Genomic DNA, 20500 nt, shown 5'->3' on the forward strand with positions numbered 1-20500 from the left:
GCGGTTCACAGGAAGCTCCCAGCAAGGAGTCAGGGTCTTCACCGGCTGGCGCGACACACTCCCGCGGTGAGCGTGACCACTGCCGAGCTGGCCCCGTCCGAACCGACCGCCCCGCCATCCGAGCCATCATCGGAAGGCCTCTCCCCCGCCCGCCGCTGGGAACGGCCGGCGCTGGCGCTGCTGCTCATCGGCACCGCCGTCGCATACCTGTGGAACATCACGGTCAACCAGATGGGCAACGGCTTCTACGCGGCGGCCGCCTGGTCCGGATCGCAGAACTGGAAGGCGCTGCTGTTCGGGTCGCTGGACCCGGGCAACTTCATCACCGTCGACAAGCCGCCGGTCTCGCAGTGGGTCGAGGGCCTGTCCGGGCAGCTGTTCGGGTTCAGCAGCGCGAGCATGTTTGCACCGCAGGCAATCATGGCGGTGGGCGCGGTCGCGCTCATGTACGGCGCGGTCACCCGGGTCACCCACAGCCGCGGCGCGGGCCTGCTGGCGGGTCTGGTGCTCGCGGTGACGCCCGTGGTGGCGTTGATGTTCCGGTTCAACAATCCGGACGCCGCCATGGTGCTGCTCATGACCGCCGCGGCCTACTGCACCGTGCGCGCGCTGCCGCGGGCGAGCCTGAAGTGGATCGTGCTGACCGGTGTCGCACTGGGATTCGCGTTCCTGGCCAAGATGCTCGAGGGCCTCATGGTGCTGCCCGCGCTCGGGCTGGCCTATGTGATCGTCGCGCCGACCACGCTGCGCAACCGGCTGCTGCACTCGCTGGCGGCGCTGGGCGCGCTGATCGTCTCTTCCGGCTGGTACGTGCTGCTCACCATTCTCTGGCCCGCCGATTCTCGCCCCTACCTGGCGGGATCGAAGGACAACACCTTCATGGATCTGGTGCTGGGCTACAACGGTTTCGCCCGCTACCTGGGCAAGAACCACATGGGCGGCAACGCCAAGAACCCCTTCGAACTGCCCGAGGGCTACCAGATTCCGAAGGCGCTCGAGGGCGGCGGATTCGGTGGCGGGTTCGGCAACGGGCCGGACCGGATGTTCACCGGTGAGATCGGTTTCGAGATCTCGTGGCTGCTGCCGGCCGCGCTGCTCGCGTTCGTGCTGGTGCTGGTGTCGCGGGGCCGCCGGCCGCGCACCGATCTGATCCGCGGCGCGGCGCTGGTGTTCGGTCTGTGGCTGGTCATCGACGGGGTGCTGTTCTCGGCGATGAAGTCGGGCATGCACGCCTACTACACCCTCGCCGTCGCCCCGGCGATCGCGGGCTGCTTCGCCATCGGTGTGTACGAGATGTGGCGGCGACGGGCCCAGGCGTTCGGCCGCGTGGGCGGCGCCGGGCTGATCCTCTCGGCGGGGATCTGGGGTTTCGTTCTGCTGCACCGCAATTCCGACTGGCAGCCGTGGCTGCGCTGGACGGTGCTGGCGGTCACCGTGATCACGGCGCTGGGATTGCTCGTGCTGGCGCTGCCGATTGCGGCCCGCTGGGACCGGCTGCGCGGCCGCGGGACCACGGTGCTACTCGTGGTCGGTGTGATCGCGGGCCTGACCGGCTCCACGGCGTATGCGGCCGCGACCCTGCCGCAGTCGCACACCGGCGGCGGCCCGACCGTGGGCCCGCCCCAGCCCAAGAAGGCCGGACCGGCCGACCAGTTCCGCAAGCAGCTCGAGACGCTGTTCGGCGGTCAGACCGATCCGCAGCTGGTTACCCTCCTGCAGCAGACCAATACCAAGTGGTCGGCCGCCATCGACCGTTCGTCGCCCGCGGCCGGGCTCGAATTGGCCAGCCGCACTTCGGTCCTCGCCATCGGCGGCTTCACCTCCGAGGACCCGGTGCCGACGCTGCCCCAGTTCGAGGACATGGTCCGCAACCATGAGATCACCTACTACCTGGCTCCCGAGGTCCCGCTCCCCGACTCCTGGCGGGTGGATCCGAAGCCCGGTGACACCGCTGCGCCCGCGCAATCGGGTGCGAAGCAGGGCGTCTGGCGTCCGACGGGCAACAAGGAGATCCTCGACTGGGTGACCGCCCACTACACGGCGACCCTGCACTTCGGTTACATGGCGGCCTACGACCTGACGGTCCAGCCGCACTGATCCATTCGGCGGCGTCCCCGGATTCCGGCTCGGCCCACCGAGTCCCGTCGATCCGGGGACGCCGCCGAGGTTTTTCCGGGCCGCTATGGAGAACCTCGTGAACTCGCTCCGCGCCTGTCAGGCCCGGTGTGCAGCAGCACTCGGACCGACCCAGGCGCTGAGCGCTTCGAAAAGACCCGTGTCGCTGGGTTCATCCGCGGCCCATGCCACATAGCCGTCCGGCCGGACCAGGACTGCTGTCGGCGCGGGGATCTCGCCAAGGCCGGGTACCGACCACCGGCCCGCATCGCATCGGGCGTGGACGACGTCGATGTGACCCTGCCAGTCGTCGATTCGCGGGCGGGTTCCGTTCAGGGACAGCAGGACCGGGCGGCCGCTGCGGAGTAGTTCGTGGACGCGCGTACCGCCGGTGGGCAGCGTAAGGTCGACGTCGGGGACGCGATAGCCGGACAGCGGGTGGCCGTCGCCGACGTCGTAGCGGATGTCCAGGGCGAAGAGCATGCCGCCGAGGCGGTTTCGGACCTCGTCGATATCGAAGAGTCCGGCGAGCGTTTCGCGCAGCGCCTCGGTGTGCGGCCCGGGGCGCATGAGCGCGGTCTGGGCGCGGGTGTTCTGCAGGACGCGCGCCGCGACCGGTCGGCGTTCGGATTCGTAGGTGTCGAGCAAGGCCTCGGGCGCGTGGCCCTTCAGAACGGCGGCCAGCTTCCAACCCAGATTGGCGGCATCCTGCACCCCGGTGTTCAATCCCTGGCCGCCGGCGGGGAAATGGATGTGCGCGGCATCGCCCGCCAGCAGTACGCGGTTCGAACGGTAGCGTGCGGCCAGGCGGGCCGCGTCGCCGAACTGCGACACCCAGCGGGGACTGTGCATCCCGTAGTCGGTGCCGGCCACCTCGCGGAAGGACGCCCGGAAGTCCTCGAAGGAGGGTGGGGCCGCGTGGTCGAGGACGCGGTCGTGCCGGTTGACCATGAGCCGGAACCAGCCGGGCTGAAACGGCAGTACCGAGAAATCACCCGGTCCGCGACGCTCGGTCAGGATCCAGCCGGGCGGCGGGTCCGCCAGTTCGGCGTCGGCGATCATGCCGACCATGGTCGCGTCGGTCCCGGCGAACTCGATCCCGGCCAGCTTGCGGACCGCACTGCGGCCACCGTCGCAGCCGACCAGATATGCGGCCCGGATGCGGCGGCCGTGCGCACCACCGACCCGGATCTCGACACCATCGGAGTTCTGTTCGAGGTCGACAACCGGTGAGTCCCACTGCACGGGTGCACCCAATTCTGTTGCGTACCGGTCGAGTTGGGTCTCGACGTCGGCCTGGGTGATGACCAGCCCGGTCGGGTACCGGGTGGCCAGATCGCCGAACTCGATGGGCAGCCCGGCGAAATGCCCCGGACCCCGGCCCCGGAACACATAGCCGTGCGGCCGCACTCGCTCCACCAGCCCGCGCTGATCGAGGATCTCCATGGTCCGGGCGTGGATGCCGCCCGCCCGTGACTGTCCGGTGCGCGCGGTGAGGGCGTCGAGCAGGACCACTTCGATTCCCGCGAGCCGTAATTCGCAGGCGAGCATCAGCCCGGTCGGACCGGCTCCGGCGATGACGACACCAGTGTGGTAAACATTGTTCACCAGACGAAGGCTAAGGGAGGTGATCCGTGTCGTCAACCACGCAAACCCGGCCGCCGAGGCCGCCGCTAGGCTCTGGACCGATGGTCAAACGTGGATTGAGCCGGGATCGGCTGGTAGAAATCGCCCACGAGTACGTGTCGGCGAACGGATTGGACGCGCTCACCATGCGGCGACTGGCAGCGGCCGCCGAGGTGACTCCCGGCGCGCTGTACAAGCATCTGAAGGATCGCCGAGATCTCCAGCGCGCCATGTCCGATGCCGTCTACGCCACCATCGACCTCTCCGATATCGACCTCGAGGCCCCGACGCTCGCCCAGGTCATCGCCTGCTGTGAGCGCATGCGCGCGGCGATGCTCCGATTCCGTGACGGCGGCCGCATCGTCGCGGGCTCCTACTCCCCCTTCGCGGCCACGGTGAATCTGTCGGGCACCCTGATGGCACTTCTACAGGGCATCGTCGTACCGCCCTTCGAGCCCGGCGACCTGCAATCGGTCCTGCGTTCCTACACAACCGGTTTCGTCATCGAGGAGCAGGCCTACCTGGAACTCGTGCGATCCGGCGAATGGCAGCCACTGGTCTCGGCCCTCACTGCCGACGCCCCCCGCCCGAACCCCACCGGCGACACCATCTCCATCATGACCGGCGAGCGGGACCGCAGATTCACCGCCGGCCTCACCGCCATCCTCGCGGGGACAGTCCGCGAGGACCGCCGGTAGCCGAGTGTCGCCCGATCAGGGGGTGACGATCGGGAATGTCGGCTCGAAATCGTCCAGCAGCGTGGCGAGTTCGCCGAGTGCGGTCATATCACCGTCGAGGGTGATGGCGCCCGAGCGGGCGAGTTCCCCGGCGCTGCCCGGGGTCAGCAGCACTCCGACGAGCGCCGCCTTCGGGCCCGACACCGTCAGCCGGGCGTCGTCGGCGCGCCCCTGGCGGGCGTTGAGGACGCCGCGGCGCACCCACATCGTCCACTGCTGTCCCGAATCGGTGAAATCGAGATTGATGCTGATGTTCGCGCCGGTGGCCTGCTCGCCGATGACGTGGACCGCGACGAAGTCGAAGAGGATGTCGATCGGCATGGCCAGAATCGAGTCCGGGCTGGCCGTCACATAGGGCGGCGGCTGCACACCCGCACGCAATTCCTTTGCGGCGCTGAGGAAGACGCCCCGCCACTGCGGCCCCTCGGCCTGATACCCCATCTGCTCGTAGGCGTCGGCCTGCAATTCCCGCGCCGCGGTATTGCCCGGATCGGCGAAGACCAGTTTGTGCAGGATCTCTGTCGCCCACCGATAATCGCCGGCTTCGAAAGCGCGATGGCCCTCGGCGAGAATCGCGTCGGCTCCGGCGAATTCGACGAAGCGGGTGGCCGAGTCGACCGGCGTGTGCGGGTGCAGCGACACCGGATCGCCGTCCCACATGCCGAGCTCCTTGGTGAACACTGCGCGCACATTGTGATGCACGGTGCCGTGGTAGCCGCGATTGGCCCAGGTGCGGCCCAATTCGTCGGGCAGTTCGATGATCTCGGCCGCCTCCAACGGCGTGTATCCCTTGTTGGCCAGCCGCAGCGCTTGGTCGTGGATGTACTTGTAGGTGTCGCGCTGTGATTCCAGCAGGGCACACACCTGGTCATTGCCCCACACCGGCCAGGTGTGCGGGCCGTAGTGCACCACGGCATCGTCGCCCCACCGTTCCAGTGACTCGTCGAGGTAGCGGGCGAAATTGCGGGCGTCGCGGGTGCGGGCGCCGCGTAGGGTCTGAATGTTGTGCAGCGCATGGTTCGCGTTCTCCGCGCAGGTCAGCGCCTTCAGCTCCGGAATCCAGATGTGCAATTCCTCGGGCGCCTCGGTGTCAGGGGCGTAGAGGAATTCGAATTCCAGTCCGGCGATCTCGCGCCGTGTGCCGGTCTCGGTGATCGAGTCGGTGGGCGAAATGTAGGAGACGGTCGCGCCTTTGGTGGAGATGATGCCGATGCCGCAGGTGATGTGTCCAGTGGCGTTCAGGTCCAGCAGGCCGCCGAAGGCGTAGAAACTGCGGCGCGACATGGCATTTCCGGCGATGACGTTCTCACCGATGGCGAACTTGTCGAACGACTTGATCGTGCCCGGGGCGATGATCGGAACCTTCCCCGACGCCACGTCCGCGGGATCGATCACGCCCTTCACGCCGCCGTAGTGGTCGACGTGAGTGTGGGTGTAGATGACGGCCGCGACGGGTTTGTCGGAAACGTGCGCGCGGATCAGGTCCATGCCCTGCTTCGCCGACTCCACCCCGAACATGCAGTCGACCACGATCAATCCGTCGTCGCCCTCGATGACGGTCAGGTTGGCCATGTCGTTGTTGCGGACCTGGTAGATCCGATCGCACACCTGATACAGGCCGCCCAGTTTGATGAGCTGACTCTGCCGCCACAGGCTCGGATCGACCGTGTCGGGCGCGGGCGCACCCTCTTCGATCCAGTCCAGGGCGTGCGGGTCGAAGATGACCGAACCGTCACCGGCGATGACATTGCCCGGCAGTTCGGCGATCAGGCCGCGTCGCACATCCGAGTAGTCCTGCACGTTCGCCAGGTCGTAGTGTGCGGCCGCTTCACGATTCACGCGGGCGGTATCCGGGGTCGCAGGTTTCGGCTGGGTGCACATGTCGACTCCATTCTTCGATCCGTGTTGCCCGAAGTGTTGCCGCGCCTTGAAAGCTACGCCTCAGCCGTTTGGCGCGAATCGGTCGGGTGAGCGGGACACGCGGACAACAGACCGACGGGTATGCGAACATATGTTCGTGTCCGGTTCGATCACGAGGATGAGCGCGCGCCCCGAGCGGGCGGCGATTCTGCATGCCGACCTGGACTCCTTCTATGCGTCGGTGGAGCAGCGCGACAGTCCGCGGCTGCGGGGGCGGCCGGTGCTCGTCGGCGGCGGGGTCGTGCTGGCCGCCAGTTACGAGGCGAAGGCGTTCGGGGTGCGGACGCCCATGAATGTGCGTCAGGCACTGAGCTTGTGCCCCAATGCGATCGTGGTGCCGCCGCGAATGTCGGCGTATTCGGAGGCCAGCAAGGCGGTCTTCGAGATCTTTCGCGATACCACGCCCGAGGTGGAGGGCATCTCCATCGACGAGGCGTTTCTCGATGTGGCCGGACTGTGGCGGATCGCGGGCACTCCGGTCGATATCGCGCGCGGGCTGCGGGTGCGGGTGCGCGCGGAGGTCGGACTGCCCATCTCGGTCGGGGTGGCGCGCACGAAGTTCCTGGCCAAGGTGGCCAGCGCGGTATCCAAACCCGATGGGCTGCTGGAGGTTCCGCCCGACCGGGAGCTGGAATTCCTGCATCCACTGCCGGTGGAACGCCTGTGGGGAGTCGGCGAGGTAACGGCGCGGGAGCTGCGTGAACGCGGCATCACCAAGGTCGGGCAGCTCGCGGACCTGGGTGAGGGGCCGCTCGCGGCGGTGCTCGGTCCGGCCACGGGCAGGCATCTGCACGCCCTGTCGTGGGCGCGGGACCCGCGCCGGGTGGACACCGGGCGGCGCCGGCGCTCGATCGGCGCACAGCGGGCACTGGGCCGCCGCCATCGCAGCGACGAGGAGCTCGAGGCGTATCTGCACGGACTGGCCGACCGGCTCGGGCACCGGCTGCGCACAGCCCGGCGGGTGTGCCGAACGGTGGTGCTGCGCATGCGTTTCGACGATTTCACGCGCGCCACCCGCTCGCACACGCTGGCCGAGGCGACCGACAGCGGCGAGACCGTCCTGCGGGCGGCCCGCACTCTGCTGGCCGCGACCATGCCGCTGATCCGGGAGCGCGGCGGCCTCACTCTCATCGGCCTGTCCCTCACCAATCTGGACGACGCCGACACCATGCAGCTGTCGCTGCCGTTCGAGCCGCGTGCGGAATCCACTCTCGATTCGACTCTGGACGCACTGCGCGATCGCTTCGGCGCGGGCACCGTCACGCGTGCGGCCCTGCTGCGGAAGGGCGAAGGGCTGTCGGTGCCAATCCTTCCCGACTGATCGGTCCTGTTCGGCCGCGCGGGTAGCCTGTGACGCATGGCTCTCGACCACGGCGATCCGGGCGACGCGCCCTCGACTCCCCCGCCGCTGACCCCCATCGCGATCACCACCCGGCCGTCCGCGGCGGATGAGGCCAGAACCGTTGCCGCGGCGACGAATACGGCCACCCTGGCCACCCTGTCTGCCGACGGCGGCCCCTGGGCCAGTTTCGTCACGTATGGACTGCTTGCGGGACAACCGGTCCTGTGCGTGTCCCGGATGGCCGAGCACGGCCGAAACCTGGCGGCCGATCCGCGCGCCAGCCTGTCCATCGTGACCCCGGAGCTGCCGGAGGACCCGCTGGCCGGAACGCGATTGACGCTCGCCGGTGTCGCGGAACGCCCGCAGGGCGAGGAGGCGGTAGCGGCCCGCGAGGCCCACCTGGCCGCGGTCCCGGCGGCCAAGACCTACATCGACTTCAGCGATTTCACAGTGTGGGTGCTGCGTGTGCAGCGGGCCCGCTGGGTCGGCGGGTACGGCCGCATGGATTCCGCGACCGCCGACGAATACGCGGCCGCCCAGGCCGATCCGATCATCCCCGGTGCGGCCCGTGCCATCGCACATCTCAATGACGATCACGCGGACGCGTTGCTGGACATGGCCCATGCCCGCGGCGGCTATCCGGACGCGACCGCCGCGGTCTGCGAACGCGCCGACCGCTTCGGCCTCGACCTGCGGGTCACCACCCCGCGTGGCATCGCGGTCACCCGTATCGGCTATCTCGCGCCGATCGACAGCATCGCCGACTTGCGCGCGGCCACTGTCGATCTGGCCCGGGTCTCGCGACCGGAGTGACCGACCGGATCATGCCGCAGTGGCGATCGTCAGTGCGCGGTCTGGGAGGCGGCGGCGGTCTCGTCGAGGTCGGCGAGCGAAAGCAGGTGGCGGGGTGGGGAATCCCGGATGATGCTGGACCGCACATCCAGACGCCCGTTGACGTGGAGCAGTTCGCCGGAGGCGAGGAGCCGCCATCCGGGGTCGTCGTCCATGCGTTCGCTGGCGATGACGACCGCGGGATAGTCGGTCAGCGCGCCACTGCTGGTGCGAATGCCCCTGTGACGGTGGCTCACGTGGTCGAGCCGCTGATCGCCCTGTGCGCCACCGGCGGCGCGCTCGAGGACATACAGGTCGTGAGTGTCGGGATAGCGCAGGGCCCACAGCTCGGTCGCGGTGGTGAGGATCAGGTTGAGCGCGTAGAGCGGCAGCCGGTCGGCGATCCAGCCGACCGCGTCGGTGATGCCCGCGGTGACATCGCCCGCGTGATGGTCGATCCGGGCGGTGATCAGGGCGAAGAAGCGCTCGGAGTCGGTGTCGCCGTGGACGAGTCGGCGATAGTCACCGAGTTCGTGATCCAGCTCGTCGAGTCCCTGTAGCACCCCGTTGTGCGCGAACAGGCGCCCGTGCTGCTCGAACGGATGGGTATTGCGCGTGTTCAGCCCGCCCGTGGACGCGAAGCGGACATGCGCGACGAAGGTTTCGGATTCGCATTCGCGGGCCTCCTGCGCGAAGAGCCGATCCTCGTAGGCGGCGATCGGCTGCTTCTCCACCAGCGGCGCGCCCGCGGCGGTGAAGGTGCCCAGGCCGACGCCGTCGGGTTCGCGGTGACTTTGCTGGGACAGGCTGTCCGGCGCCTCCAGCAACCAGAAGGTGGCGTGCACCCGCTGCGGCGCGGCCGAGAGTCCGAACAGACGACACATGACCAACTCCTCTCACGAGAGGCGAAGACGCGCGGACTGGACGACAGCACGGCCGGGCTGAGGGATGATTGGGCCATGTCGGACACGCCGTCGGTACTCGAGCATCATCGTATGCCCGAGCATGACGCCATGCGCCTCTCGGGCACGGTGGAAGCCATGATGTGGATCCACCGCAACTGCGTCGAGGGCGACGGTGACACCGAGCAGTCGTGTGGTCGCCGGCAGCAGTTACTGGAACTGCGTATGAAGAACGGGTGGACCTGGCCGCTTCCGAAACCGGATGCGGAATGGCGGTTGCAGCACTGAGGCGGATTCGCCGCCGGGAGCGGAATACCCACGGCGGCAACACAGTTGATGCCGACGATGACCGACGTTGCGCGTCAGCGACTGCACGAAGAAGTGATCGAGCAATTCCGGGCCGGGGGCGGACAGGTCGGCGGGCAGTTCGCCGAGCATGATCTCCTGTTGCTGACCACCACCGGGGCCCGCACCGGGCAGGACCGCACCTGGCCGCTGGCCTATCAGCGCGACGGCGACCGCCTGGTGGTCTTCGCCGCCAATGGCGGCCGGCCGCACCGGCCGGGCTGGTATCACAACCTGGCGGCAAACCCGGCCGGGACGGTCGAGGTGGGCACCGAGACCTGGCCGGTCACCGCTGTGGTTGCGAGTGGGACGAGCGGGCACGGCTGTGGGACCGGCAGCTCGAGATGACGCCGTTCATGGCCGATTTCCAAGCAGGAGTGGAGTGGGAGATCCCCGTCGTCGTGCTGACCCGCACGGCCGCAGCGTGAAAGTGTCGCGTTTCGCCCGATCACGGCAAGACCCCTGACACGATTTCCGCCGGCGTTCCGTGGGGCTTGCGAGCGACCTCCCCGCAAGCCCCATCGCAGAGGTGGAGGAAGGCTAGCGGCGGTCGCGGAAGGTGCGGCGGAGGTCGTCGGTCCATTCGGACGGAACCTCCCAGGGGATGAAATGGCCGCCGTAATCGTGGGCGGTCACATTCACGAGGTGGTACCAGGCGCCGCGGTCGCTGTCGCGGAACTGCTGGGCGCGTTGGGCAGTGGTGACGCCGGGCGGGTTCTCGTGGGCGACGAAGGTGAGGCCGGTGGGGGCCTCGATCACGGGCCAGCGGTCGTGGGACGGGGTCCAGGGGTAGCGATTGTGGTTGGCGTAGAGGCGCATCGAGCTGCCGATGCAGTTGGTCGCCCAGTAGATGGTCGCGTGGGTCAAGACCTCGTCTTTGCTGAACACGGATTCGAAGTCGCCGCCGCGGTGGTCGCTCCAGCGCATCCAGCGCTCCAGGATCCAGGCCAGCATGCCCGCGGGTGAATCCGACAGGCCGTGCGCCAGGGTAGCGGGGGCGAGCATCTGGGCGGACAGGTGGACCGCGAATCGCTTCTCCAGCTCGATGATTCGTGCGTGCACGTCGCCGGGCAGGCCCTCGGGAATCGGGCGGCCGCCGGTGATGTCCCAGGCGCGTTCGCCGTTGAACAGGTCCAGGCGCTGACCGGAGCCGATATGGATCCCGTAGAGGGCGTCGGCGTACTTGTGGCCGAGCTGGCCGGTGACCAGAGCGCCGACATCGCATCCGGCGGCGGCGTAGGTGCGATGGCCCAGCACATCGGTCATGAGGGTGTGCCAGAGGTCGGCGATCATCCAGAAGTTCAGATCCGGGCGCGACGGTATCGGGGTGGAGAAGCCGAAACCGGGCAGCGAGGGGACGATGACCTCGAACGCGTCGGCGGGATCACCGCCGTGCGCCGCCGGATCGGACAGCGGGTCGATCACTTTGGACCAGTGCCAGAAGGTCCAGGGCCAGCCGTGGGTGAGGATCAGCGGGATCGGGTTGTCGCCGACGCCGGGCTTGCGCAGGAAGTGAATGGGGACGCCGTCCACCTCGATGCGGTGGTGCTCGTAGGCGTTCATGGCCTTTTCCTGTGCACGCCAATCGAAGTCGGTACGCCAGTGGTCGACCAGGTCGCGCAGATAGGCGGTGGGCACACCGTAGTGGCCGTCGGCATTGCCGTCGTCGTCGAACCAGCGGGTCCGGGTCAGGCGCTGCCGGAGGTCGTCGAGGATGTCGTCGGACACGTGAATCGGGGTCTGCTGCAACGGGAGCACATATTCAATCTAGGGTCGGGGACATGCCAGATCCGACGGAGGTCACCGAGCCGGTGGAACAGGCCGCGGTGATCGCGGTGCCCGACGAGGTGCGCGGCGAATTGCGGCGCGGGGTACGCAGTGTGCTGGTCGACGCGGCGGCGCTGCGGCTGGTGCGCGATCGCTTCGACGAGGTGCAGGCCGGATCGCTGCGGCGGTATCTCGAGGCGTCGCAGTCGGCGAATACCTTGCGCGCGTACCGAACCGACTGGATCGCGTGGGCGGCCTGGTGCGCGGCGGAAGCGCGGCAGGCACTACCGGCGGACGCCCTGGATGTGGCGGTGTATCTGGCCGCGGCGGCGGACGCGCGGCGGGAGAACGGCGAATGGGCCTTCAGCGCTGCCACTTTGGAGCGCAAAGCCGCGGCGCTGGCCGCCGTGCACGCCGCCAACGGATTGCCCTCCCCCACCCGCGCCGACGTGGTGCGGCTGACCCTGCGCGGTATCCGCCGCACCCGGCGCACCCGTCCCAAGCGGAAGCGGCCGGTGCTGCTGCACACCCTCGATCAGCTGCTGAACGAGTTGCCGGCCGCGCAGTGGCCCACCGAACCGGCCCGCCGTCGCGACACACTGCTGTTGCTGGTCGGATTCGCGGGGGCGCTGCGCCGCAGTGAGATCGCCGCGCTGCGGGTCGCCGATGTCGCGGTCACCACCGACCACACCACCGGCGAGCCGCTGCTGCTGATCCAGCTGCCCGCCACCAAGACCGACGCCACCGGCGTCAATGAACAACGCGTCGCCCTGCCTCGCGGTCAGCGCCCGCACACCTGCCCCGTCTGCGCCTTCGCCGACTGGACCCGCCTGCGCGAGGCGCACGTCGCCACCGACCTGCGCGCCTGGCTCGGCACCACCCCGACGCCCGACCCCCACATCCACCGCTGCCACGGCTTCACCGGCACCACCCTCACCGACCCGAATCTGCCGCTGTTCCCGGCCATTTCACGCCACGGCGGCATCGCCGCCACCGCCATGTCCGGCCGCGCGGTCGCCGAACTCGTCAAACGCTATGCCGCCCGCGCCGGCCTCGACCCCACCCTGTTCTCCGGTCACTCCCTGCGCGCCGGCTTCGCCACCCAGGCCGCCCTCGGCGGCGCCAGCGACCGCGAGATCATGCGCCAGGGCCGGTGGTCCAACCCCCGCACCGTCCACGGCTACATCCGGACGGCAAATCCTTTGGAAGACAACGCCGTCACCAAGCTGGGCCTGTAGAGCCCCGATCGGGTACGAGGTCTGCGATCGTGGACTCCAGCCAGGCGCGGTCCGCGCGGCTGGTTGCCGCAGCGAGGGTGAGCATACCCTTGCGGAATCGGTCGGTCATATCGGCGGCGCGCAGGGGTTTGCCGTCGGCATAGAAGTAGCCGGCCGGGCCGTCCATGAAGTGCAGACGGCGGAGGAGGACTCGAGCCTGGTCAGCCGGATCGGGTAGGCGGCCGAGGAAGGCGAGCAGTACCAGAAATGAATTGCGGTCGGTGATCTCGACCTCGGCCGGCTCGCGGAGCCTGCGGAGCAACTCGGCATGGCCTGCGGCGGTGAGGGAGAGCACCTGGCGCGGGGTGGCTCCGCGGCCGGGCTCCTCCTGCCGGTAAAGCAGTCCGGAGCCCGGGCCGACGGGCACAGCGTCGAGCCGCCGCCCGGCTTGGATGCACGGACGACCCCACACCCCCTCGCGTCGTTCCTGCAGAAGATCCGGCTCGACGACACGCCTCGGGTCCATCGCAAGGACTACATCTACTTGGCCGGCTGGTCCGGCACCCCATTCACCGAGGTCTACCAAAGACTTTCGCGCGACCCCGGCTGGCACGTGCACACCGTGCCGACCGGACACAACATTGCCGCCGAAGCCCCCGACGCTCTTGTGCAGATCCTGTTGGAGGTATGAAGCCACGCCCGGGTGTCGCGCAGGTTCTTCCGAGTCTTGCCGAGCGGCTCGACCAGCGATCCTGTTGACGAAGCCAAACACACCGCCCCAGCGCGCGGACGGCGAGATCGAATACTGCACGGCGGCAATACCGCTACGTCACGATAGCGCACACGTCTATCTCTGTTGATCGGCCAACGCCATCGCGGCCGCGATACGTTGCTGACGCTTGCCGCCTTTGATCGCGGAGTAGGAGCCAGGCTTTCGGGCTTCGCGGGCCAGGCCCCACACCGTGGACTTGCAGATGGCTTCTTTGACCGTGGCCGCGAACCGGCCGGCGAGGTAGGCCCGACGGGCGGTGTCGTCGAAGTGGGCCAGCTGCATGGTCGCGCGTTTGCGGCCCAGGCTGATGCACTGGCCGATGAACGCGATATCGATTGCGGCGGGCTCGGATTCGGCGAGGCGGCTCAGAATGGTTCCGGCAGCGTGGGCGCCGAGCGGGATGGCGGCCTGGCAGCTCATGCGCAGGGGTTGACCGGAGGGGGCGGCGGCGTCACCGGCGGCCAGGATGCGCGGATCGTCGATGCTGGTGAGGGTTTCGTCGGTGAGCAGGCGGCCGACGGCGTCTGTGCTCAGGCCGCTGCGGGCGGCCAGGTCCGGGACACCGAAACCGGCCGTCCACACCGTGATCGGGCTGGGCAGTTCGCGACCGTCGGCCAGCACGACACTGTGCGGGTGAACGGCGGTGACCTTCGCATCCGGACCGTCGACGATGGTCACGCCGAGTGTGGTCAGCTGCCGGGCGACCGAGCGGCGGGCGGCCGTTGTCAGGTACGGGCCGAGCAGGCCCCCGCACACCAGGGTGACCGAGCGGCCCTGCTCGGCGAGCTCGGCGGCGGTTTCGATGCCGGTGGGCCCGGCACCGACCACGGTCACCGGCGCGGCCGCGTCCGCACCGGCCAGCGCGTCGCGCAGTTGCTCAGCGTGCTCGAATTCCGCGATGTCGTAGGCGTATTCGGCTGCGCCCGGGACGGCCGGGGCCGCCCCGTGGCTGCCGACGGCGTAGATGAGGTAGTCGTAGGCCACGTTGCCTCCGCTCTTCAGCGCCACGCTGCGCCGCACCCCATCGATCACCGTCGCCTCATCGACGATCAGCCGGATCCCCGCGCCGAGCAGCGCGTCGTACTCGACCGCGGCGGAACCGGAGCCGGCGACCAACTGGTGCAACCGAATTCGCTCCACGAACCGCGGCCGCGGGTTGATCACCGTGATCTGCACGTCCTCCCGAGTCCGCAGCCGGTTGGCTGCGATGATCCCCGCATATCCGCCGCCGACCACGACGACCCTGACGACCCGTTCCATGTCCGCCCTCCTTCACCGTTGGTGGTATCGGACATGAAGACACCATTCGAGCCCGATGTGTGACATCGCGGCGCGTGTCAGTGACGCGGTTCACCGCGACGCCGACGTCACCGAGGCCGTCGCTTGCGGGCCGTGAGCGCCTCGGACCAGGTCAGGGCAGGCGGCCAGGGCGGACCGTCGATGACCGGAATGTGCGGAGCGTGGCGGGTGACGGCCGAGGTCAGGCTCTCACGCGATACGCGCCAGCCCGTCATGCGGCGGTATGCCCAGCGGATGGTGCCGTCGGCGCCGGGGATCAGGTCGGCGCGACCGGCGTCGCGCAGGAGCCGGGCCGACGACTCGGGTATCGGGCGGGCGGCCGGACCGCCTCGGGAGGGTTGGGTGGTGCCGCGGGCCCGCACGCCGATGCAGCGGTGGCGGAACTGATTTCGCGGTGTCGAGGTGGTTTCGGTGAACAGCTCGATCGCGCAGATTCGCGACCAGGGCACGGTCTGGGCAGGGCCGAACGCGTCGGCAGCGAAGTAGACACCCGCACCGTGGACGGCGAAGACCACTCGGCCGTGCGACGCGCGGCGCCACCGCCACAGTCCCGTGCGTGCGACGTAGGCGTCCGGACCGAAGTCGGCAGGAACGGTCATCGCGCGTCAGTCGATGGAGCCGCCGCTGTGGTGACCGCCGCTGTCGGGATGACCACCATGAAGAAAATTGTCACCGGCGCAGCGTGCGGCGCGACCCGGCCGGTGTCAATGCCGGAAACCCGGTCGACCGCGGACGGCACCCGCGGCATTCGGCATCCGACAACTTCGTCTTCCTTGACAAATTTTTTTGTCGGTGAGACTCTGGGGTGGTGCTGGACGTCGTCGTGATCGAAGAACCCGCCGCGGCCGAGGCTTCCCTGGACCCGATCCGGTCCCGGATCCTCGCCGCTCTCGCCGAGCCGGGCTCGGCCGCGATGCTCGCCGGTCGGCTCGGGCTACCACGGCAGAAGGTGAACTACCACCTCAAGGAGCTGGAGCGGCACGGGCTGGTCGAGCTGGTCGAGGAACGGCGCAAGGGCAATGTCACCGAGCGTGTATTCCGCGCTACGGCAGCCTCTTACGTGATCTCCCCCAGCGCGCTGGGTGCGGTCAGTCCGGATCCCGCGCGCTCGCCCGACCAGTTGTCGGCGCGGTGGCTGGTGGCGCTGGGCGCGCGGCTGGTGCAGGAGGTCGGGGCGCTGCTGACCGGCGCGGCCCGGGCCCAGCGGCGGGTCGCGACCTTCGGGATCGACGCGCAGGTGCGGTTCGCCTCCGCGGCCGACCGGGCGGCGTTCGCCGAGGAGCTGGCACAGGCGGTGACGACACTGGTCAGCCGCTACCACGACGAGTCCGCACCGGGCGGGCGCGACCACCGGGTGGTCATCGGCATGCACCAGATACCCACCGCGCGGAAAGACACCGAATCCGGAGCAGGACAGGAGAACTGACCATGGGGCATCCGTTCGAGATCGAGCTGGAGGCGACCCTGCCCGCGAGCCCGGACCAGGTCTGGGAGGCGATCGCGACCGGTCCGGGAATCGACTCCTGGTTCATGGGGCGCAACGAGGTCGAGGCACGGACGGGCGGGATCGCCGCCATGGATACCGGTGGCCGGCGGGAAGAGTCGGTGATCACCGCGTACGAGCCGGGCAAGCACTTCGCGACCCGCACCGGGACCGACGAGGACGGCCGGTTCATGGCCTTCGAGTATCTGCTCGAGGGGCGCGAGGGCGGCAGCACCGTGCTGCGGGTGGTCCACAGCGGCATGCTGGGCGACGACTGGCAGGACGAATACGACGCCCTGCGCCGCGGCTGGCCGTTCCACCTGAACACGCTGCGCGAATACCTGACGCACTTCCCGGGCCGGATCGCAGCTCCCGTATTCGCCGTCGCCATGGGATCTTCCGGGCAGGCGGTGCGGTCGGCGCTCGTCCGGGCGCTGGCGCTACCGGACCCGGTGGCGGTGGGCGCGCGGGTGCAGGCCGAACCGGCGGGCCTGCCGGCGCTGGACGGTGAGGTGGTCTGGGCCGACGACGAGCGTTTCGAGATCCGCACCGCCGACGGGCTCTACACCTTCCACCACGCCCCCACCGGACTCGCGCTGATGTTCCATCACCTCTTCGGTCCCGACACCGCCGGGGCCGAGGTCGCCTGGCAACAGTGGCTCACCAGCCTGCTGGGCTGAAGCAGCCCCGGCCGAACCATTCGAATCACCAACCAACACACCACATATCAAGGAGCAGAGCATGCGCACTCTCATCAGCACCGCCTTCATTTCCCTCGACGGCGTCGTGGAGGGCCCAGGTGGCGAACCCGGCTACCGGAACTCCGGCTGGACCTTCAAGGACGTCGAATTCGTTCCCGAGGCCTACGAGATCAAGGGACGGGAGCAGGAGGAAGCCACCGCGATACTGATGGGCCGCGTCAGCTATGAGGCGTTCAGCCCGGTGTGGCCGGACATGGCGGATTTCGCCGGGTACAAGGGCATGCCGAAATACGTGGTCTCCACCACCCTCACCGATGCCGATCTGGTGACGAACTGGGGCGAGACCACCATCCTGCGCTCCGTCGACGAGGTGGCCGCCCTGAAGCACACCGACGGCGGCCCGATCATCATCCACGGCAGCGCCTCGCTCAATCGCGCCCTCTCCGACGCGGGCCTGATCGACCGCTACCACCTGCTGGTCTTCCCGGTCCTGCTCGGCGCGGGCAAGCGCCTGTTCTCCGAGTCCGACAAGGACGCCCAGAAGCTGAAGCTGGTCGAGGCCGCCACCTACTCCAACGGAATCCAGAAGAACATCTTCGATGTCGTCCGCTGAGGCATCCGGCCCGGATCCGGCAGTTCCGTGGAGGACTCGCCGGTTGGCCCGTGGTATACGCGGGCCGACCGGCCCTCACTACACCATTGCTCGGACATGGCGTCGAATTTCGCCGAAGATGTTGACCACGAGGCGAATTCGATCCAGCGGGCGGACGGATGTTCCCGGGCGCGGGGATAGGGTGTGGGGATGGGTGAGACTCCCCGGTTGCCGGGTTTGGCTTTGGCTGATGCTGATTGGTTGGTTGCGGCTGCACTGCGAGTGGGGGCCGAGCGTGAGTTTCCGCCACTGGCCGTAGCAGTTGTCGATGTCACCGGGTCGGTGATCGTGTTGCGGCGTGCCGACGGCGGGATGCCGATGACGAGCCGGATTGCGGTGGCGAAGGCGCGCACGGCATTGCTGACGCTGCGAGCGTCGGGGGGTATCGAATTGCCGGGAGCGATCACCGGCAGTATCCAGCATCTTTATGGCGGTGATTTCGTGCCGTACGCCGGCGGTGTTCTCGTGACCGAGAACGGGGTGATTCTGGGTGCGGCCGGGGCCTCGGGTGCCCACGCCAAAGAAGATGAGTTGGCTGTGCGAACTGCTGTCGAGCAGTGGCACGAAGACCATTCTCACCCAGCCTAATTGGGTCTCGAGCCCGCACCGAGGGTGATTCGACGCGGGCCCGACCGGCTATTTCCGGCGGATCTCGCGCAATCCGTTGTTCGGTGTCCACCATCGAATGACCAGTTCGTCGCCGTCGACCGTGGTGTGCACGGCTTCTCGGATATCGAGCCGGAACGAATTGCCGTCCCGCACCGGGATTTCGACCGCGATCCCCGAAACTTTGCCGTCGCCGCCGTCCATGGAACCGTCGCCGGGGTTGGCGTGCAGGGCGCAGCGGCCGTCGCGTTGCAGGTCGCGGACCTTCACCGCATCGGCCATCGATCCGAATTTCAGATCCTTCTCGGTGAACTCGACCTCGGTACCGCTGACCCGCGGTGCGCCGTCGCGGCGGATGGTCGCCAGCACGTGGTGTTTGGTCGCCTCGAACCTGGCCCGCACGGCGGCGGCCAGTTCGGGCGCGGCATGCTCGAACTCTCTCCAGGTGGCCATCGGTCCACCATGTCATATCGATCGGGCGGAACGGTGGCGATCACGCAGCGCGCCCACAGGCAAAGAACAGCAGCGTGGATTACTGTGGCCGCGTGGGCTTTACCGAATATGGTCCGGGCGACGTCGTGTACTTCCCGGAGGGGCCGTTCACCGGAATCTGCGGCGTCGTGCGCACCGTCGACAAGCACCGGGAAGAACTACGCATCGACTTCAGCGAGGGCCTGGTCCACCGGGAGGGCGGCGTCCTGAGCGAACGCCGCCACAGCTTCATCGTCCGTTTCGACGAGGTCGAACTCGTCTGACCTGTGGGTGGCCGCCGGTCGGTCGGGCCGTGGGAGGGTGGACACATCCCTCAGCGCCGGGTGAGTTCGCTGTTGATCATGATGGGGTCACCCTTGGCGTCGGTGCCGGTCATGGTCGAGATCTGGTGATCGCCTGAGTCGGCAATGGTCCAGAAACGTAATGTCACAGCGGAATCGCCCTGAGTGCAGGTTTGGGCGGGGGGATCGAGTTTGGCGGTGTCGCCGCGGGAGACGAGCGTCCAGGTACAGCCATCGCCGGTGCGAGCGACCAGCCGGTCGCCGTAATTCCTTGCGAGCGTGACGTTTCCCTGGGGTGCGTTGTTGGCCGACCAGTTTCCCTCGAAGGCTTTCGCGGCGTCCGGGTCGTCCTCGCGGACCCTGGTACGCGCCCCGTGTTGCAGGGTGAAGGTGTAGTCGGCGTCCTGGTGATGACTGAGGGCGGTAATGGATTCGGTTTCCTTGTCGCCGTGTGCCCGTACGGTCCAGGCGGTGGTGGTGTAGGAGTAGCCGAAGGTGGGGTTGTGGCAGGTCTGGTTGGGCGGGTCGAGGGTCAGTCCGTCGGCTATGGACTTGAATTCCCAGGTGCAGCCCACGTCGGTGCGCCCGGTGACCCGCCCGGGGGCGGACGAGGTGAAGATGATGTCGCCGATCTGCGGCCCGTCCGGGACGCCGGGGATGTTCTCGGTCGCGTAGTTGACCATGGTCGAGTGGTCGGGGAAGTCGTAGTTCCAGCGCCCGAGATAGGCCGCGCCGGAGTCGGGCTCGGCCACCGCCGCGGGTGCGGTGACGACGACGAATGTGACGCCCAGGAGGGCAAGGGCAGGGAACGGTGATCGGGACATGACTCGCACAGTCCTTCGATTGACTATCTTGAATACACGGGAACTTGATTGCTAGGTTACCTAGTAATAAGGATGGCGAGAGGCTTGTGAGATGTCAACGAGGAAAACGGATTTGATCGACGCCGCCCTGGCTGGAATCGGCCGTACGGCCGAACGCGGCATGCGAATGAATCAGAGCGCCGCCGCGCGCCTGGGTATCAACGCCACCGACATGCAGGTACTGCAACTGCTGCAGTCGGGCCCGCGCACATCCAGTGAACTGGCGAAACTCACCGGTCTCACCACCGCCTCCATGACCGGTCTGGTAGACCGGCTCGAGAAAGCCGGATTCGTCACTCGCGTCCGGCATCCCGCCGACCGGCGGCGTGTCCTGATCCACTTGAACGATGCACGCGCTCGGGCCGACATCGCCCCCCTCTACGGTCCCCTCCTCGGCACCTGGCGGCGCGCCCTGTCCGCCTACTCGGTCGAGGAACTCACTCTGATCATCGGCTTCCTGACCCGTGTCGAGGAAGGCTTCGACAAGGAACTCGGCCCGCAGGCGGACTGACCGAGTTTCGTCGGTTCGATTGCCGGCGATCGGCTCAA

Annotated in this window: 22 protein-coding genes; 13 read left to right on the top strand and 9 right to left on the bottom strand. The window is 68.3% G+C overall.

All coding sequences use genetic code 11. The features are described from left to right. Positions 1-66 precede the first annotated feature (66 nt). A complete protein-coding gene (locus ACFXHE_RS08465) occupies positions 67-2097 on the top strand; it encodes an ArnT family glycosyltransferase (protein ID WP_379381182.1) in 2031 nt (676 codons plus the stop codon). A 117-nt stretch (positions 2098-2214) separates the two neighbouring features. Here the strand turns inward: ACFXHE_RS08465 and ACFXHE_RS08470 are convergent, their stop codons facing one another. After that, on the bottom strand, positions 2215-3723 hold the full coding sequence (locus ACFXHE_RS08470) for an FAD-dependent monooxygenase (protein WP_379381184.1): 1509 nt from the start codon (positions 3721-3723) through the stop codon (positions 2215-2217). An 80-nt stretch (positions 3724-3803) separates the two neighbouring features. Here ACFXHE_RS08470 and ACFXHE_RS08475 point away from each other — a divergent pair, with 80 nt between their 5' ends. Further along, entirely contained in the window at positions 3804-4439 is a 636-nt protein-coding gene (locus tag ACFXHE_RS08475; protein ID WP_379381185.1) for a TetR/AcrR family transcriptional regulator, read from the top strand. Between the two features lie 15 nt (positions 4440-4454). Here ACFXHE_RS08475 and ACFXHE_RS08480 read toward each other — a convergent pair whose 3' ends face one another. Next, entirely contained in the window at positions 4455-6359 is a 1905-nt protein-coding gene (locus ACFXHE_RS08480; protein WP_379381187.1) for an alkyl/aryl-sulfatase, read from the bottom strand. Positions 6360-6489: 130 nt separating this feature from the next. Between ACFXHE_RS08480 and dinB the strand changes: the two genes are divergently transcribed. Beyond that, positions 6490-7719, top strand: coding sequence for a DNA polymerase IV (gene dinB, locus ACFXHE_RS08485; RefSeq protein WP_379381188.1), 1230 nt, complete (start codon positions 6490-6492; stop codon positions 7717-7719). Positions 7720-7755: 36 nt separating this feature from the next. Continuing rightward, on the top strand, positions 7756-8553 hold the full coding sequence (locus tag ACFXHE_RS08490; RefSeq protein WP_379381190.1) for a HugZ family protein: 798 nt from the start codon (positions 7756-7758) through the stop codon (positions 8551-8553). 29 nt (positions 8554-8582) lie between these two features. Here ACFXHE_RS08490 and ACFXHE_RS08495 read toward each other — a convergent pair whose 3' ends face one another. After that, on the bottom strand, positions 8583-9455 hold the full coding sequence (locus tag ACFXHE_RS08495) for a class II glutamine amidotransferase (RefSeq protein WP_379381192.1): 873 nt from the start codon (positions 9453-9455) through the stop codon (positions 8583-8585). Positions 9456-9566: 111 nt separating this feature from the next. On the opposite strand from ACFXHE_RS08495, the gene ACFXHE_RS08500 reads away from it, so the two are divergent. Together ACFXHE_RS08500 and ACFXHE_RS08505 are read left to right on the top strand one after the other, a co-directional pair. Next, a complete protein-coding gene (locus ACFXHE_RS08500) occupies positions 9567-9761 on the top strand; it encodes a hypothetical protein (protein WP_379381194.1) in 195 nt (64 codons plus the stop codon). 57 nt (positions 9762-9818) lie between these two features. Continuing rightward, complete coding sequence (locus ACFXHE_RS08505) at positions 9819-10166, top strand: nitroreductase/quinone reductase family protein (RefSeq protein ID WP_379381196.1); 348 nt, start codon at positions 9819-9821, stop codon at positions 10164-10166. Between the two features lie 192 nt (positions 10167-10358). On the opposite strand, the gene ACFXHE_RS08510 is transcribed toward ACFXHE_RS08505, so the two are convergent. Beyond that, a complete protein-coding gene (locus ACFXHE_RS08510; protein WP_379381198.1) occupies positions 10359-11576 on the bottom strand; it encodes an epoxide hydrolase family protein in 1218 nt (405 codons plus the stop codon). Positions 11577-11599: 23 nt separating this feature from the next. On the opposite strand from ACFXHE_RS08510, the gene ACFXHE_RS08515 reads away from it, so the two are divergent. Continuing rightward, positions 11600-12823: a site-specific integrase gene (locus ACFXHE_RS08515; protein WP_379381200.1), complete on the top strand. Its 1224-nt coding sequence runs from the start codon at positions 11600-11602 to the stop codon at positions 12821-12823. Here the strand turns inward: ACFXHE_RS08515 and ACFXHE_RS08520 are convergent. From ACFXHE_RS08520 to ACFXHE_RS08530, 3 genes are all read right to left on the bottom strand, one after another. Beyond that, on the bottom strand, positions 12804-13328 hold the full coding sequence (locus ACFXHE_RS08520; protein WP_379381202.1) for a hypothetical protein: 525 nt from the start codon (positions 13326-13328) through the stop codon (positions 12804-12806). The genes ACFXHE_RS08515 and ACFXHE_RS08520 overlap by 20 nt on opposite strands. Positions 13329-13649: 321 nt before the next feature. After that, positions 13650-14834 carry an NAD(P)/FAD-dependent oxidoreductase gene (locus ACFXHE_RS08525; RefSeq protein ID WP_379381204.1) on the bottom strand — a complete coding sequence of 395 codons (1185 nt, stop codon included), beginning with the start codon at positions 14832-14834 and terminating at the stop codon, positions 13650-13652. Between the two features lie 107 nt (positions 14835-14941). Further along, entirely contained in the window at positions 14942-15472 is a 531-nt protein-coding gene (locus tag ACFXHE_RS08530) for a hypothetical protein (RefSeq protein ID WP_379381206.1), read from the bottom strand. Between the two features lie 209 nt (positions 15473-15681). On the opposite strand from ACFXHE_RS08530, the gene ACFXHE_RS08535 reads away from it, so the two are divergent. From ACFXHE_RS08535 to ACFXHE_RS08550, 4 genes are all read left to right on the top strand, one after another. Then, positions 15682-16299 (top strand): ArsR/SmtB family transcription factor, encoded by a 618-nt coding sequence (locus ACFXHE_RS08535; RefSeq protein ID WP_379381207.1) that lies wholly within the window; start codon positions 15682-15684, stop codon positions 16297-16299. A 2-nt stretch (positions 16300-16301) separates the two neighbouring features. Then, on the top strand, positions 16302-17036 hold the full coding sequence (locus tag ACFXHE_RS08540; protein WP_379381209.1) for an SRPBCC domain-containing protein: 735 nt from the start codon (positions 16302-16304) through the stop codon (positions 17034-17036). Between the two features lie 61 nt (positions 17037-17097). Beyond that, on the top strand, positions 17098-17670 hold the full coding sequence (locus ACFXHE_RS08545) for a dihydrofolate reductase family protein (protein ID WP_379381211.1): 573 nt from the start codon (positions 17098-17100) through the stop codon (positions 17668-17670). Between the two features lie 189 nt (positions 17671-17859). Beyond that, positions 17860-18297, top strand: coding sequence for a heme-binding protein (locus ACFXHE_RS08550; RefSeq protein WP_379381213.1), 438 nt, complete (start codon positions 17860-17862; stop codon positions 18295-18297). Positions 18298-18345: 48 nt separating this feature from the next. On the opposite strand, the gene ACFXHE_RS08555 is transcribed toward ACFXHE_RS08550, so the two are convergent. After that, a complete protein-coding gene (locus ACFXHE_RS08555; RefSeq protein WP_379381215.1) occupies positions 18346-18768 on the bottom strand; it encodes a pyridoxamine 5'-phosphate oxidase family protein in 423 nt (140 codons plus the stop codon). A gap of 92 nt (positions 18769-18860) precedes the next feature. On the opposite strand from ACFXHE_RS08555, the gene ACFXHE_RS08560 reads away from it, so the two are divergent. After that, positions 18861-19070, top strand: coding sequence for a hypothetical protein (locus ACFXHE_RS08560; protein ID WP_379381217.1), 210 nt, complete (start codon positions 18861-18863; stop codon positions 19068-19070). 50 nt (positions 19071-19120) lie between these two features. Here ACFXHE_RS08560 and ACFXHE_RS08565 read toward each other — a convergent pair whose 3' ends face one another. Further along, positions 19121-19912, bottom strand: coding sequence for a hypothetical protein (locus ACFXHE_RS08565; RefSeq protein WP_379381219.1), 792 nt, complete (start codon positions 19910-19912; stop codon positions 19121-19123). 91 nt (positions 19913-20003) lie between these two features. Between ACFXHE_RS08565 and ACFXHE_RS08570 the strand changes: the two genes are divergently transcribed. Then, on the top strand, positions 20004-20462 hold the full coding sequence (locus ACFXHE_RS08570; RefSeq protein WP_379381220.1) for a MarR family winged helix-turn-helix transcriptional regulator: 459 nt from the start codon (positions 20004-20006) through the stop codon (positions 20460-20462). Positions 20463-20500: the final 38 nt, after the last annotated feature.

Source organism: Nocardia sp. NPDC059229 (assembly GCF_042754165.1).
GTDB lineage: Bacteria > Actinomycetota > Actinomycetes > Mycobacteriales > Mycobacteriaceae > Nocardia.